This window comes from Mycobacterium sp. NGS16, from assembly GCF_059813225.1.
Genome location: NZ_JCALEE010000001.1, coordinates 925,398 through 939,787 on the forward strand (window position 1 = coordinate 925,398; position 14,390 = coordinate 939,787).

The window sequence follows — 14,390 nt, forward strand, 5'->3', positions numbered from 1 at the left end:
CGGTGACCGTCCGTCGTGGCAGGAGCTAGCTGGCGACGGCTGCGTCGTCTCGACGAGACGCTGACCGCCCAACCCAGTCATGCGCTCGTCGGCGTCCTGCGCATCCCGCAGGGGCAGTCCAGTCCCGGCCGCACCGTCTACCGGCGAAGCCTCATCGCGCTGGCGGCCCTGTTGGTGTCGACGGTCTTCGTCTACGTCGACCGGGACGGCTACGCCGACGTGCAGGGCGACCGGCTGACGTTTCTGGACTGCCTTTATTACTCGGCGGTGACGCTGTCTACCACCGGGTACGGCGACATCACGCCCATCACCGAGTTCTCCCGGATGATCAACGTTTTGATCATCACCCCGCTGCGGATCGCGTTCCTGATTCTGTTGGTCGGAACGACCGTGGAGGCGTTCACCGAGACTTCCCAACAGGCCTTCCGTATTCAGCGTTGGAGGAGAAGAGTGCGAGACCACACCATCGTCATCGGGTACGGCACCAAGGGAAAGACCGCGATCGCCGCAATGCTCGGCGACGAAGACACCACCCCGAGTGACATCGTCGTGGTCGACAACGACCGTGCCGTGCTCGAACGCGCCAAGAGCGCCGGGCTGGTGACGGTGGACGGCGATGCGACCAGATCTGACGTGCTGCGGCTGGCCAGCGCGCAGCGCGCGGCGGCGATTGTGGTGGCCACCGGGTCGGATGCCACCGCGGCGCTGGTGACCTTGACCGCCCGCGAGATCGCCCCTAACGCCACCATCGTGGCCGCCATCCGGGAAGCCGAGAACCAGCATCTGCTGGAGCAGTCCGGCGCCAACTCGGTGGTGGTGTCCTCGGAGACCGCCGGGCGGCTGCTCGGCGTCGCCACCACCACACCCAACGTGGTCGAGATCATCGAGGATCTGCTCACCCCGGATGCCGGGTACGCCATCGCCGAGCGGGAGGTGGAGCAGCAAGAGGTCGGCGCGTCGGCCAAGCACCTCAACGAGATCGTGCTTGCCGTGGTGCGCGACGGACAGCTGCTGCGCCTGGACGCCCCGGACGTGGATGCGATCGAGGCCGGCGACCGGCTGCTCTACGTGCGCACGGTGGGCAACCCGTGACGATCGCGAGCGCGGCGAAGCTGGGCGAAGCGGGTCGGCACGAGGAGGAATGTTGAGTTTCCAGCTGCGCCAGGTACCGCTGCTATCGCGGATCGGGGCCGACCGGGCCGACCAGTTGCGCACCGACACCGACGCCGCGGTCGCCGGCTGGCCGGCCGCGGCGCTGCTGCGGGTCGACCCCCGCAACCAGGTGCTGGTCGCCGACGGCCGGGTGGTGCTGCACGACGCCGCTGAACTCGGTGATGTGCCGCCGCCGGACGCGGTGTTCCTGGGCCGCCTCGAAGACGGCCGGCACGTCTGGGCGGTCCGTGGTGCGCTGCAGGCACCGCCCGGCGCCGACGTCTCCGTGCTGGACCTGCGGGCCATCGGAGACGTCTTCGATGACACCAGCGCCCAGCTGGTGTCCTCGGCCATCGCCCTGCTGAATTGGCATGAGAACGCACGGTTCTCCGCCGTCGACGGCACACCGACCAAGCCGGTGCGCGGCGGGTGGGCGCGGGTCAACCCCGTCACTGGAGCCGAGGAGTTCCCGCGGATCGACCCGGCGGTGATCTGCCTGGTGCACGACGGCGCCGACCGCGTCGTGCTGGCCCGCCAGCACAACTGGCCGGTCCGGATGTTCTCGCTGCTGGCCGGGTTCGTCGAAGCCGGCGAGTCGTTCGAGGCCTGCGTGGTCCGCGAGGTCCACGAGGAGGTCGGGCTCACCGTGCGCGACGTGAGCTACCTGGGCAGCCAGCCCTGGCCGTTCCCGCGCTCGCTGATGGTCGGCTTCCACGCCGTCGCCGACCCGGGGCAGGAGTTCGTGTTCAGCGACGGTGAGATCACCGAGGCGAACTGGTTCACCCGCGACGAGGTACGCGCCGCGCTGGATGCCGGGGCCTGGAGCGGCGGGTCGGCGGAGGCGAAACTGCTGCTGCCCGGATCGATCTCGATCGCCCGGACCATCATCGAGTCCTGGGCCGGCTGATCCCGCGCAATAAATCAGCCGCTGAGCCGGTCCAGCTTCGCCTTGACCTCGCGACCGGTCGGGTTGGTCAGCGTCGAGCCGTCGGCGAACCGCAGCGTCGGCACGGTGCGGTTGCCGCCGTTGGCCTCCTCGACGAACTTGGCGGCGGTGGGATCGGACTCGATATCGATCTCGTCGTAGCCGATCTCGAACTTCTCCAAGGCTTTCTTGAGCTGGCGGCAGTACCCGCACCATTGCGTGGTGTACATGATGAGCGGCGGATCGCTAACGGTCATAGCTGTCAACGCTAGCCGCTGAGATCCCGGGCCGCTCGCGGCCGGGCGTCGGAGGTCCCTGTCAAGATGGACGCCGTGGACGGGTTGATCGCCGGCTTGGACGACGAGCAGCGCGCCGCCGTGCTGGCGCCGCGGGGGCCGGTGTGTGTGCTGGCCGGTGCCGGGACCGGCAAGACCCGCACCATCACCCACCGGATCGCCCACCTGGTCGCAGCCGGCCATGTCGGACCCGGACAGGTGCTCGCGGTGACGTTCACCCAGCGCGCCGCCGGTGAGATGCGCTCCCGGCTGCGCGCCCTGGGCAACGCCGCCGGCAACGGGGCCGGCGTCGGAGCGGTGCAGGCGCTGACCTTCCACGCCGCCGCGCGCCGGCAGCTGCGCTACTTCTGGCCGCGGGTGGTCGGTGACACCGCCTGGGAACTGCTGGACCGCAAGTTCGGCGTGGTCGCTCGGGCCGCCGGCCATGCCGGGCTGCGCCTCTCCAACGACGACGTGCGCGACGTGGCCGGCGAGATCGAGTGGGCCAAGGCCTCGCTGATCGGGCCGGAGCAGTACCCCGAGGCGGTGGCGGCCGCCGGCCGGGACACCCCGGTGGACGCCGGCAAGCTCGCCGAGATCTACGCCGGCTACGAGGCGCTCAAGGCCCGCGGCGACGTGGCGATGCTCGACTTCGATGATCTCCTGCTGCACACCGCCGCCGCGATCGAGAACGACGCGGCGGTGGCCGCCGAATTCCGGGACCGCTACCGCTGCTTCGTCGTCGACGAATACCAGGACGTCACCCCGCTGCAGCAGCGGGTGTTGTCGGCGTGGCTGGGCCCACGCGACGACCTGACCGTGGTCGGCGACGCCAACCAGACCATCTACTCGTTCACCGGCGCCTCGCCGCGCTACCTGCTCGACTTCACCCGCCGGTTCCCCGACGCCGCCCTGGTGCGTCTGGAACGCGACTACCGCTCCACCCCGGAGGTGGTGTCGCTGGCCAACCGGGTGATCGCCGCGGCCCGCGGCCGGGTGGCGGGCAGCAAGCTCAAGCTGATCGGTCAGCGGGACCCCGGGCCGGTGCCGACTTTTCGCGAGTATCCCGATGAGGTCGCCGAGGCCGCTGCGGTGGCCACCTCGATCGCCCGGCTGATCGAGGGCGGCACGGCGCCGGCCGAGATCGCCGTGTTGTACCGGATCAACGCCCAGTCGGAGGTGTACGAGGAGGCGCTCACCGAGGCCGGCATCGCCTACCAGGTCCGCGGGGGCGAGGGGTTCTTCACCCGCCAGGAGATCCGTCAGGCGCTGGTGGCGTTGCGGCGCGCCGCAGAGCGCGGAGCCGACGGGCCGCTGCCCGACACGGTGCGCGGCGTGCTCGAACCCCTGGGGCTGACGGCCGAACCGCCGAGCGGCGCCAAGGCGCGGGAACGCTGGGAGGCGCTCGGCGCGCTGGCCGAACTTGTCGACGACGAAGTCGCGCAGCGCCCGGACCTGGATTTGCCCGGACTGCTGGCCGAGCTGCGGATGCGCGCTGATGCCCGCCACCCGCCGACGGTGCAGGGCGTCACGCTCGCCTCGCTGCACGCCGCCAAAGGCCTGGAGTGGGATGCGGTGTTCCTGGTGGGCCTGGCCGACGGGACCCTGCCGATCTCGCATGCCCTGGCGCACGGCCCCGACAGCGAGGCCGTCGAAGAAGAACGCCGGCTGCTCTACGTCGGCGTCACCCGCGCCCGGGTGCACCTGGCGTTGAGCTGGGCGCTGGCCCGCGCCCCGGGCGGCCGGGCCTCCCGCAAGCCGTCGCGGTTCCTCAGCGGGATCGCCCCGCAAGCCGATGCCGCGGCGTCGTCGCCCACCCGGCGCCGGGCCCGCGGTGCCCCGAAGCACTGCCGGGTCTGCAGCAAGGCGCTGGCCACCCCGGCGGCCATCATGTTGAGCCGCTGCGAAACCTGCGCGGCCGAGGTCGACACCGAGCTGCTGGTGGCGCTCAAGGACTGGCGGCTGCGCACCGCCACCGAGCTGAAAGTGCCCGCCTACATCGTCTTTTCCGACAACACGCTGACCGCGATCGCCGAGATGCTGCCCACCGACGAGGCCGCCCTGGTCGCCATCCCGGGCATCGGTGCGCGCAAGCTGGAACAGTTCGGCTCCGATGTGCTCGAGCTGGTGCGCAACCGGGGCTGAACGCGCAGGTTAAAAATCAGTTGTGCATCGCACGCGGCAACGGTTAACCTGCCTAACCATGAACACCCCGAACACGATCGGCGTACGTGCGGCTGCCGCGGCGGCGCATGCCGCTGCCGGCGTGTCCGTGCATCGGGGTTTTGTCTAACGCATCAGCTCAACCCGCCCGATGGCCACGGACCTCCACCAGGATCCGTGGCCATATTTTTTGCGCGGCTCCCTGATCAGACCCCCGAAAGCAGGTGACCACCATGTCCAGCACCACAGCATGCAACCGAAGACGTCGGGAACTGCCGTGCAATCGCGAACCCGACCTGTGGTTCGCCGACGACCCCGCCGACCTGGAGCGGGCCAAGACGCTGTGCGGCGACTGCCCGATCCGCCGGCAGTGCCTGGCGCTGGCGTTGCAGCGTGCCGAACCCTGGGGAGTGTGGGGTGGCGAGATCCTCGACCGCGGCGCGGTCATCAGCCGCAAGCGACCCCGCGGCCGGCCGCGCAAGGAGCCGGTGGCCGCGTGAGTGGCGTGCCGGCTCAGGCGGAGGGCCCGACCATGGCGTCGCTGTCGGGGTCGGGGACGAAACCCGGCACCAATTCCTCGGAGAGCCGTTTGATCGGCACGTGCGCATCCAGCTGACACATGATCGCCGTGGTCGAGGCCAACACCCGCATCGGCATCGCCAGTTTGGGCGGCAGGTCGAGCTGACGGGCGGTCTTGAGTTGCTCGACGGGGCGTTCCAGCTGTTTGCCGGCCATTCTCATCAGCCACTTGCGGCTGTAGTGGAACGTCTCGACCTCGACCGGCTCGACGTACTGGCGCAGCATCTCGTCGATCTCGCGCACCGAGACGTCCTGACCTTTCTGGATGAAGCCGCCCCGGCGCATCGTCGCAATGACCTGTTCGTAGTCCTTGTCCCGGGCGAAGCGCACGGCGGCGCCCAGCTCCGGCGGGAAGCCGCCGGGCATCGGCGCCACCGCCCCGAAGTCGATCACGCCCATCCGGCCGTCCGGTAGCAGCATGAAGTTGCCCGGGTGGGCGTCGCCGTGGATCAGCTCCAGCCGGCGCGCCGCGTCCCAGGTGAACTCGGCCAGCCGGGTGCCCATCAGGTCACGCTGCTCGACGGTGCCGTTACGGATGATCTCGGCCATGCCGACGCCGTCGATCCACTCCTGGATCACCGTCTTGGGCGCGCTGGCCACCACGTTCGGGATGAGAAAGTGCGGGTGGCCCGCGTAGGCCTTGGCGAAGATCCGCTGGTTGTCGGCTTCGAGCCGGTAGTCCAGCTCCATCTCGGTGCGCTCGATCAGCTCGTCGATGACGCCCTTGACGTCCACACCGGGTGCCAGCTGCTTGAAGACGCCGGTCAACCGCCGGATCGTCTTGAGGTCGGCGCGCAGCGCCTCGTCGGCTCCGGGGTACTGGATCTTGACCGCGACGGGACGGCCGTCGCCCCACACCGCCTTGTGCACCTGGCCGATGCTGGCCGAGGCGATCGGGGTGTCGTCGAACTCGGAGAACCGTTCCCGCCACTTGGTGCCCAGCTGGGCGTCGAGCACCCGGTGCACCTTGTCCGCGGGCAACGGCGGCGCGTCCTTCTGCAGCTTGGTCAGGGCCTCCCGGTAGGGCTCGCCGAACTCCTCGGGGATGGCCGCCTCCATCACCGACAGCGCTTGACCGACCTTCATGGCGCCGCCCTTGAGTTCACCCAAGACGGTGAACAACTGGTTGGCCGCCTTCTCCATGAGCTCGGCGGTGACCGCGTCCTTGGACTTGCCGGTCAGCCGCTTCCCGAGACCGAGGGCGGCCCGGCCGGCGAAGCCGACGGGCAGACTGGCCAGCTTCGCATTGCGCGCCGCGCTCCCGCGCTTGATTTCTGACACGTGTCCATCATCCATGATGTGCTTGTGGCGCCGGTCACCGCGTGGGAAATCGCCGGGGGCGGGCGCGAGGTCAGCAATCGCACAGCGGGTGCCGCGTCCACCGCCTTCTCATGATCGACCCGGTGGCCAGATCCAGCTCCAGAGTGGCGTTCAGCGTCTGAGGTGCGGCCAGCTCCCGGTCGACCGCCGCGCCACGCACCGCGGCGATCACCCGGTCGATCTGACTCAGTGCCAGCGCTGCCGTCGCCAGGGCCGTCGCGCGGTCGGTGTGGGCGACGGTGTGGCGCAGTTGGGCGGCCACCGCCGGCCAGGAGGCGTCCCGGTCCCGGCGGTGCAGATCGGCGCAGCCCAGACAGCTGGTGACTCCCGGCAGGACCAGCGGGCCGACCAACCCGGTGCCGTCGCGCACCCGCACCGGCAGGTGCGGCACCCGCTCGGCATGCAGCTCGCGTACCAGCCGCGGGTCGGTGATCAGGTAGTCCGAGAGCACCACCAGATCGGTCCCGGCGGTGCTGACTGCGGCGTGCGGATGACTACTGTGCCGGACCACGGCGCTCGAGCAGCGCAGCGATTCGATCAGCAGATCCGACAGCGGGCCGCGGCCATGCACCCGCAGCGAGACCGTGCGGCATTGACGGCGGCCGTCGGCGCCGCGGACGACGACGCGCGCCGCCACCAGCGCGGCAAGCAGGTCGTCCAGCTCCTCAATGTCCACCGGGCCGTGCTGGGCGGCTTGCTGGCGCAGCGCGGCGACGGTGGTCGGTATCTGCATGCAGCGCAGGACGCTGGCCAGCGCGGCCGCGCTCAGCCCGCGTGGCGGATGCACGAGTACCGCCCGGCGCGGATCCCAGCCGACCTGGACGGCACCGTCGGGGCGCAGCAACACCGGCAGCGCCGGATCGAGGGTGTAGCTGGAGGTCTGGGAACCAACCCTTGTCACGGACGCGACCCTGCCATGGCCGGCGGCGAGAATCCTCCCGTCATCCACAGGGGTGCGCCACGATGCGCCGCGCGGCCTCCACGGCGGCGCTCCGTTGGCGTGCGATGACGGCGGGGTCGGTGATGGTCTCGTACGGATCGGGTGCGTGGGCCCAGGCCAGGCCGATACCGAACAGCAGGGCCAGCAGATCGAGCGGTTGCCAGCAGCGGTCGACATAACCGCCGTTCTGGGCGGTTTCGATGGCGGCCACCGCGTGCTCAAAGATCGCCTGTCCGTCGGCGTGCGGCTGGTCGAGGGCCAGGCCTTCCAGGCGCGCCCAGCTGATCATGCGCAGGTGCTCCGGGCTGTTTCTGCCCAAATCGTAGACGTCGCCTGCGAATTCGGGCACCGCGTCGGGGCGCAGGGTGACCGACCGATAGAACGCCGCCACATCGGTCGCCACCACGTCCCGAAATAGTGCTTCCTTGTCACCGAAGTGGGCGTAGAGGCGTTCCTTGCTGGCGTGCGCCGTCCGGGCAATGCGATCGATGCGTGCGCCGGCGAGGCCATGACGAGCAAACTCCGCACGGGCAGCGTCAAGTATCTGGCCCCGCAGCTCAGTCGCGCTTCTTCGCACAGCAAGATCTAACCATACGAACTAGTTCGTTCTGTACTGTGAGCACATGCACGTCCTCCAAGACACCGACGCGATCTTGAACCACCCGCCGCGAGTCGAGGCGATGCGGCGGGCTGTGGAGGCCGTCGCCGACGCGGTCAGGCCCCTCGTCGAGGCATACCGTCCCTATGTCGAGGGGCTCGAGAACCTTCCTGGCGATGGCCGATTTCTCTTGGTGGGCAACCACACCCAGGTCAGCATCGAAGCCCTGTTGATCCCTTTCCACGTTCGGCGTGGGATCGGCAAACGGGTACGGCCGCTGACGGACCGGCAGTTCGGGCGCATGCGAGGGCCCGCTCGCGATCTGCTCGCCGCAGCGGGGGCGCTGGTGGGCGCGCCCGAGCCCGTCCGCGAACTGATGCGCCACAACGAACCCATTCTGGTGTTTCCCGGCGGCGGCCGTGAGATTCCCAAGTTCAAAGGGGAGGAGTACACCCTGCGTTGGCAGGGCCGCGCCGGATTCGCCCGTCTCGCAGTCGAATACCAGTATCCGATCGTGCCTGTCGGACTAGTTGGTGGTGACGACGTCTATCGAAGCGTGAGTCGTCGCGGAGGCAGCTGGGAGCGCTTCAGCTCTGCGCTGGCTCGACGGCTGTCAGGGCCTCCGGACATGGCGGTACCGCTGCAGCACGGCATCGGGCCGACCCTCATCCCGCGACCGCAGCGGATGTACTTGCGTTTCGGTGCCCCGATCGACACCGCCAAGCCCGCCCGCGTTGCGACCGAGAAATGGGTTGCCGCCGTGCGGGAGAAGACTCAACAATCGCTCGAGCGGATCTTGGCCGAACTGCGTAAGATCCGCGCCGGCGATCCCTATCGCCATCTCAATCCCTTGGCCTGGCGGCACGCGACCTCACCGGCCGAGGCGAGTGGGCCCGTGGCAGGACGCAACTGAGGCCGGCTGCCCGTCAGTCGTCGGTGTCGCCGCTGCCGTCGGCATCCCGCTGGAACTCGGCGATCGCCTGGTCGATCGCGGAGTCGATGCCGCTGGTGTCGCCGCCCAGGATCCGGTCGATGAACGCAGCCGGGTCGTCGAGGTCGGCGGCCGCCGGCAGCAGGTCGGGGTGCTGCCACACCCGGTCGCGGGCGTCGATACCGACGGCGGTGGTCAGCCGCTCCCACAGCACCGCGGCTTCGCGCAACTTACGCGGGCGCAGTTCCAGGCCGACCAGGGTGGCGAAGGTCTGCTCGGCCGGGCCGCCGGTGGCACGGCGGCGCCGCAGCGTCTCCGACAGCGCAGCGGTGCCCGGGATGCGATCGCCCAGCGCCGCGGTCACCACCGTGCGCACCCAGCCCTCGATCAGGGCCAGCAGGGTCTCCAGCCGCTCCAGGGCAGCCAGCTGCTCCGGGGTCGACTGCGGCTCGAACACCCCCTGGTTCAGCAACTCCTCCATCGCCGAGGGGTCGGCCATCGAAGCCGGGTCGAAACCCTGCGCGAGCTCTTCGATTCCCCGGATGTCGATCTTCATCCCGCGGGCGTAGGCCTCCACGGCGCTGAGTAGCTGGTTGGCCAGCCACGGCACGTGGCTGAACAGCCGGTGGTGGGCGGCCTCGCGGGCGGCCAAAAAGGTGACGATCTCGCTGCGCGGCTGCTCCAGGCCGCTCGCCAGCTCCTCGATCGCGCCGGGCATCAGGGCCGCAATTCCCTTGGGTCCCAACGGTAATCCGATGTCGGTCGAGGTCAGTATCTCCCCGGAAAGCCGGCCCAGTGCCTGGCCCAGCTGCGATCCGAAAGCCAGCCCGCCCATCTGCGACATCACCGACAGCAGGGGACCGGCCATGCTCTTGGCCTCCTCCGGCAGCGCCGAGGCCCACACCGACGACACCTGCTCGGCCATCGGGTCGCACAGTCGCTGCCAGGTGGCCATGGTGTGCTCCACCCAGTCCACCGGGGTCCACGCGGCCGAACCGGTGGTGCCGGCCGGCAATGAGGTCACCCCGTTGAGCCACGTCTCGGCCAGATGCACGGCATCGCCGATGGCGCTGGCGGTCGACGCCGTGACCGGCGCGACAGAACCGATCGAGCGGGCCGCGACCTGGCGGGCCAGGTCGTAATTCACCGGTCCGGACGGTCGGCCGCCGGCGGCCACCGTGCCGGCACCGCTGAACATCTGGCCGAGCTGGGTGAAGAGCTGGCCCAGATCGGCGATGTTGAAACCGGCGCCCATCCCGAACGGGTCGGTCGGTCCGGGGCCCGAACCAGGATCGCGCCCCCCGGGCCGCTCGCGGTCGGGGTCGTCCCCCGAAGAGAAACCGAAGGGCAGATCAGCCATAGACACAACCGTACCCACCGGCGCCCGCCGACTGCGACACGCAACCGCCGACGGTCCGGCCCGGAGCTGCCCGGGCCGTGGCCGTTTACCATACCCGGGGTGAACAGGCGGATTCTGATGCTGCTGGCGGCACTGCTGCCGGTGGCCGTGTTCGGCGTACTGCTGGCGGCGGTCACCGTGCCCTTCGTGTCGCTGGGGCCCGGCCCCACCTTCGACACCCTGGGGATGGTCGACGGCAAGCAGGTCGTCGACATCCAGGGCACCACGACCCATCCCACGACCGGTCACCTGAACATGACCACGGTGTCCCAGCGTGACGGGCTGACGCTGGGAGAGGCGCTGGCGCTGTGGCTGTCGGCACGCGAACAGCTCGTGCCCCGTGACCTGGTCTATCCGCCCGGCAAGTCGCGCGAGGAAGTCGACGAGGACAACGACGCCGATTTCCGGGCGTCCGAGCAGAGCGCCGAATACGCCGCGCTGGGTTACCTGCGCTACCCGCGGGCGGTCACCGTCGCCGACGTCCACGATCCCGGGCCGTCGGCCGGCGCGTTGCAGGCCGGTGATGCCGTGGACGCCGTCAACGGCGAACCCGTCTACACCGTCGAACAGTTCACCGCGAAGCTGGCCGGCACCAAGCCGGGCGAGACGGTGGCCATCGACTACCGGCGTAAGAACGCCCCGCCCGGCACAGCGCGGATTACGCTAGGAGAGAACAAGGATCGTCCCAACGGTTTCCTGGGCGTGTCGGTGCTCGACGCGCCGTGGGCGCCGTTCACCATCGACTTCAACCTCGCCAATATCGGCGGTCCCTCCGCCGGGCTGATGTTCTCCCTGGCCGTCGTCGACAAACTCAGCACGGGCGGGTTGGCCGGCGAGAACTTCGTCGCCGGCACCGGGGTCATCAAAGCCAACGGCCAGGTCGACGCGATCGGCGGCATCACGCACAAAATGATCGCGGCCCGCGAGGCCGGTGCGACGGTGTTTCTGGTACCGGCAGAGAACTGCTATGAGGCCCGGTCGGACAACAACGGGTTGCAACTGATCAAGGTCGACAGCCTCGCTCAGGCGGTGGATGCGTTGCACACCCTCACCGGTGGAGGTCAGCCACCCTCTTGCTGAAGCCCGGGTTGGCTACAGTGGGGCCGTCAGGACAACCGAGCTAGGGAGCGTGGCACGTGGGTATGCGGCCCACCGCGAGAATGCCGAAGTTGACCCCGCGCAGCCGGATCATGATCGGCAGCGCGCTCGTCGTGATCCTGTTGCTGCTGGTGGGGCCGCGGCTGATCGACGGTTACGTCGACTGGTTGTGGTTCGGGGAGCTCGGCTACCGCTCGGTGTTCGTCACAACGTTGCTGACCCGCCTGATCGCCTTCGTGGTGGTGGGGCTGCTCGTCGGCGGGATCGTGTTCGCCGGGCTGGCAATGGCCTTCCGGGTCCGGCCGGTGTTCGTGCCCTCGGGCGGCGCCAACGATCCGGTGGCGCGCTATCGCACCGCGGTGTTGACGCGGCTGCGGTTGGTCGGATTCGGGATTCCGGCGGCGATCGGCCTGCTGGCCGGAATCGTCGCCCAGAGCTACTGGGTGCGCATCCAGCTGTTCCTGCGTGGCGGCGACTTCGGCATCGCCGATCCGCAGTTCGGCAAGGACCTCGGGTTCTACGCCTTCGACTTGCCGTTCTACCGGCTGGTGGTGGGGCTGCTGCTGGTGACGTTCTTCCTGGCCACGGTTGCGAACCTGACCACCCACTACATCTTCGGCGGGATCCGGCTCTCCGGGCGTGCCGGCGCCTTGAGCCGGCCGGCGCGCATCCAGGTGGTCAGCCTGATCGGCACCCTGGTGCTGCTCAAGGCCGCCGCCTACTGGCTGGACCGCTACGAGCTGCTCAGCCACACCCGCACCGGCAAGCCGTTCACCGGGGCCGGCTACACCGACATCAACGCGGTGCTGCCCGCCAAGATGATCCTGCTGGCGATCGCGCTGATCTGCGCGGTAGCGGTGTTCTCAGCGATCGTGCTGCGCGACTTGCAGATTCCGGCGATCGGCCTGGTGTTGTTGCTGCTGTCGTCGGTGGTCGTCGGCGCCGGCTGGCCGCTGATCGTGGAACAGTTCAGCGTCAAGCCCAACGCGGCGCAGAAGGAGAGCGAATACATCTCGCGGTCGATCGCCGCGACGAGGCAGGCCTACGGGCTGACCGAGGACGTGGTCACCTACCGCGACTACAGCGGTGACGCGCGGGCCACCGCCGCGCAGGTGGGCGCCGACGTCGCCACCACGTCCAACATCCGGCTGCTGGACCCGACCATCGTCAGCCCGGCGTTCACCCAGTTCCAGCAGGGTAAGAACTTCTACTTCTTCCCCGACCAGCTCACCATCGACCGCTATCGCGACGACGACGGCCAGCTGCGCGACTACGTGGTCGCCGCCCGCGAGCTCAACCCCGATCGGCTGATCGACAACCAGCGCGACTGGATCAACCGGCACACCGTCTATACCCACGGCAACGGGTTCATCGCCTCGCCGGCCAACACCGTGCGCGGGATCGCCAACGACCCCAACCAGAACGGCGGCTACCCGGAGTTTCTGGCGAACGTCGTGGGCGCCAACGGCACGGTGATCTCCGACGGCCCCGCCCGGCTGGACCAGCCGCGCATCTACTACGGCCCGGTGATCGCCGACACGGTCGCGGATTACGCGATCGTCGGACGCAATGGCCCCGACCGCGAATACGACTACGAGACCAACGTCGAGACGAAGAACTACACCTACACCGGTGCCGGCGGTGTCAGCATCGGAAACTGGCTGGCCCGCAGCGTATTCGCCGCGAAATTCGCCGAACGCAACTTCTTGTTCTCGTCGGTGATCGGCTCGGACAGCAAGATCTTGTTCAACCGCGACCCGGCTCGCCGGGTGCAGGCGGTGGCGCCGTGGCTGACCACCGATTCGACGGTGTACCCCGCGATCGTCAACAAGCGGCTGGTGTGGATCATCGACGGCTACACCACATTGGACAACTACCCCTACTCGCAGCTGACCTCACTGTCGTCGGCGACCGCGGACTCCAAGGAAGTGGAGTTCAACCGGCTGCTGCCCGACCGGCGGGTGTCCTACATCCGCAACTCGGTCAAGGCCACCGTCGACGCCTACGACGGCACCGTGAGCCTGTACGCCCAGGACGAGCAGGACCCGGTCCTGAAGGCCTGGATGAAGGTGTTCCCCGGGACGGTCAAACCCAAGGCGGAGATCACCCCCGAGCTCGCCGAGCACCTGCGCTACCCCGAAGACCTGTTCAAGGTGCAGCGCATGCTGCTGGCCAAGTACCACGTCAACGACCCGGTGACGTTCTTCTCCACGTCGGACTTCTGGGATGTGCCGTTGGACCCCAACCCAACCGCCAGCAGCTTCCAGCCGCCGTACTACATCGTCGCGAAAAACCTTGTCAAAGAGGACGGTTCGGCGTCCTATCAGTTGACCAGCGCGATGAACCGGTTCAAGCGTGACTACCTTGCCGCCTACATCAGCGCCAGCTCCGACCCGGACACCTACGGCAAGATCACGGTGCTGACCATCCCGGGCCAGGTCAACGGTCCCAAACTGGCCAACAACGCGATTACCACCGACACCGCCGTCAGCCAGGACCTCGGTGTGATCGGGCGCGACAACCAGAACCGCATCCGGTGGGGCAACCTGCTCACGCTGCCGGTGGCCCAGGGCGGGCTGCTCTACGTCGAACCGGTCTACGCGTCACCGGGTTCCAGCGACGCGGCGTCGTCGTACCCGCGGCTGATCCGGGTGGCGATGATGTACAACGACAAGATCGGTTACGGCCCGACGGTTTCTGATGCGCTGACCGGCCTGTTCGGTCCGGGAGCCGGCGCGGCGGCAACCGACATCGCGCCCACCGACGGGGGCGCCGCAGCCCAGCAGCAACCGCCGCCGGCCGCTCCGCCCGCCGCGGCGGTGCCGCCTCCGCCCGCGGGCAACGCCGGGCTGTCTGCGGCGAAAGCCGCCGCGCTGCACGAGATCGAGGCGGCGATCACCGCGGTGCGCGATACCCAGCGCCGGGGCGACTTCGCGGCCTACGGGGCGGCGCTGCAGCGCCTCGACGATGCGATGGCGAAGTTCAACAGCACCAAGTAGCGGCTGCCGAT

Annotated in this window: 12 protein-coding genes; 7 read left to right on the forward strand and 5 right to left on the reverse strand. The window is 69.1% G+C overall.

Translation table 11 applies throughout. From position 1 onward, the window contains the following. Nucleotides 1-15: 15 nt before the first annotated feature. Nucleotides 16-1,092, forward strand: a complete 1,077-nt coding sequence (locus AC5Y4Q_RS04570; RefSeq protein ID WP_064922187.1) for a potassium channel family protein — start codon at nt 16-18, stop codon at nt 1,090-1,092. A 52-nt stretch (nt 1,093-1,144) separates the two neighbouring features. Continuing rightward, nucleotides 1,145-2,059, forward strand: a complete 915-nt coding sequence (gene nudC, locus AC5Y4Q_RS04575; RefSeq protein WP_234786355.1) for an NAD(+) diphosphatase — start codon at nt 1,145-1,147, stop codon at nt 2,057-2,059. 14 nt (nt 2,060-2,073) lie between these two features. Here the strand turns inward: nudC and AC5Y4Q_RS04580 are convergent, their stop codons facing one another. Beyond that, nucleotides 2,074-2,334 carry a mycoredoxin gene (locus AC5Y4Q_RS04580; RefSeq protein ID WP_064922189.1) on the reverse strand — a complete coding sequence of 87 codons (261 nt, stop codon included), beginning with the start codon at nt 2,332-2,334 and terminating at the stop codon, nt 2,074-2,076. A gap of 66 nt (nt 2,335-2,400) precedes the next feature. Here AC5Y4Q_RS04580 and AC5Y4Q_RS04585 point away from each other — a divergent pair, with 66 nt between their 5' ends. Both AC5Y4Q_RS04585 and AC5Y4Q_RS04590 read left to right on the forward strand, forming a co-directional pair. Next, nucleotides 2,401-4,497 carry an ATP-dependent DNA helicase UvrD2 gene (locus AC5Y4Q_RS04585; protein WP_064922190.1) on the forward strand — a complete coding sequence of 699 codons (2,097 nt, stop codon included), beginning with the start codon at nt 2,401-2,403 and terminating at the stop codon, nt 4,495-4,497. Nucleotides 4,498-4,748: 251 nt separating this feature from the next. Beyond that, nucleotides 4,749-5,015 carry a WhiB family transcriptional regulator gene (locus AC5Y4Q_RS04590; RefSeq protein ID WP_499958119.1) on the forward strand — a complete coding sequence of 89 codons (267 nt, stop codon included), beginning with the start codon at nt 4,749-4,751 and terminating at the stop codon, nt 5,013-5,015. Between the two features lie 13 nt (nt 5,016-5,028). Here the strand turns inward: AC5Y4Q_RS04590 and AC5Y4Q_RS04595 are convergent, their stop codons facing one another. From AC5Y4Q_RS04595 to AC5Y4Q_RS04605, 3 genes are read right to left on the reverse strand one after another with little or no spacing between them, the layout of a single operon-like run. Next, nucleotides 5,029-6,390 (reverse strand): macrolide-binding ATPase MABP-1, encoded by a 1,362-nt coding sequence (locus AC5Y4Q_RS04595; RefSeq protein WP_499958121.1) that lies wholly within the window; start codon nt 6,388-6,390, stop codon nt 5,029-5,031. A 55-nt stretch (nt 6,391-6,445) separates the two neighbouring features. Then, the gene (locus AC5Y4Q_RS04600) at nt 6,446-7,315 is read right to left on the reverse strand and encodes a TOMM precursor leader peptide-binding protein (RefSeq protein WP_499958123.1); all 870 of its coding nucleotides are present in this window, start codon (nt 7,313-7,315) and stop codon (nt 6,446-6,448) included. Between the two features lie 40 nt (nt 7,316-7,355). Next, complete coding sequence (locus AC5Y4Q_RS04605; RefSeq protein WP_499958125.1) at nt 7,356-7,931, reverse strand: TetR/AcrR family transcriptional regulator; 576 nt, start codon at nt 7,929-7,931, stop codon at nt 7,356-7,358. Nucleotides 7,932-7,977: 46 nt separating this feature from the next. On the opposite strand from AC5Y4Q_RS04605, the gene AC5Y4Q_RS04610 reads away from it, so the two are divergent. Further along, on the forward strand, nt 7,978-8,865 hold the full coding sequence (locus tag AC5Y4Q_RS04610; RefSeq protein WP_499958127.1) for a lysophospholipid acyltransferase family protein: 888 nt from the start codon (nt 7,978-7,980) through the stop codon (nt 8,863-8,865). A 13-nt stretch (nt 8,866-8,878) separates the two neighbouring features. On the opposite strand, the gene AC5Y4Q_RS04615 is transcribed toward AC5Y4Q_RS04610, so the two are convergent. Then, nucleotides 8,879-10,243, reverse strand: a complete 1,365-nt coding sequence (locus AC5Y4Q_RS04615) for a zinc-dependent metalloprotease (protein WP_499958129.1) — start codon at nt 10,241-10,243, stop codon at nt 8,879-8,881. A 99-nt stretch (nt 10,244-10,342) separates the two neighbouring features. Here AC5Y4Q_RS04615 and AC5Y4Q_RS04620 point away from each other — a divergent pair, with 99 nt between their 5' ends. Together AC5Y4Q_RS04620 and AC5Y4Q_RS04625 are read left to right on the forward strand one after the other, a co-directional pair. Next, entirely contained in the window at nt 10,343-11,362 is a 1,020-nt protein-coding gene (locus AC5Y4Q_RS04620; protein WP_499958131.1) for a YlbL family protein, read from the forward strand. A 56-nt stretch (nt 11,363-11,418) separates the two neighbouring features. After that, nucleotides 11,419-14,379 carry a UPF0182 family protein gene (locus tag AC5Y4Q_RS04625; RefSeq protein ID WP_499958133.1) on the forward strand — a complete coding sequence of 987 codons (2,961 nt, stop codon included), beginning with the start codon at nt 11,419-11,421 and terminating at the stop codon, nt 14,377-14,379. Nucleotides 14,380-14,390 lie beyond the last annotated feature (11 nt).

Bases quoted from the DNA above. Each gene is read 5' to 3' on its own strand.
- AC5Y4Q_RS04580 (WP_064922189.1), bottom strand. From the start codon at position 2,334: ATGACCGTTAGCGATCCGCCGCTCATCATGTACACCACGCAATGGTGC.
- AC5Y4Q_RS04585 (WP_064922190.1), top strand. From the start codon at position 2,401: ATGGACGCCGTGGACGGGTTGATCGCCGGCTTGGACGACGAGCAGCGC.
- AC5Y4Q_RS04590 (WP_499958119.1), top strand. From the start codon at position 4,749: ATGTCCAGCACCACAGCATGCAACCGAAGACGTCGGGAACTGCCGTGC.
- AC5Y4Q_RS04595 (WP_499958121.1), bottom strand. From the start codon at position 6,390: ATGGATGATGGACACGTGTCAGAAATCAAGCGCGGGAGCGCGGCGCGC.
- AC5Y4Q_RS04610 (WP_499958127.1), top strand. From the start codon at position 7,978: ATGCACGTCCTCCAAGACACCGACGCGATCTTGAACCACCCGCCGCGA.
- AC5Y4Q_RS04615 (WP_499958129.1), bottom strand. From the start codon at position 10,243: ATGGCTGATCTGCCCTTCGGTTTCTCTTCGGGGGACGACCCCGACCGC.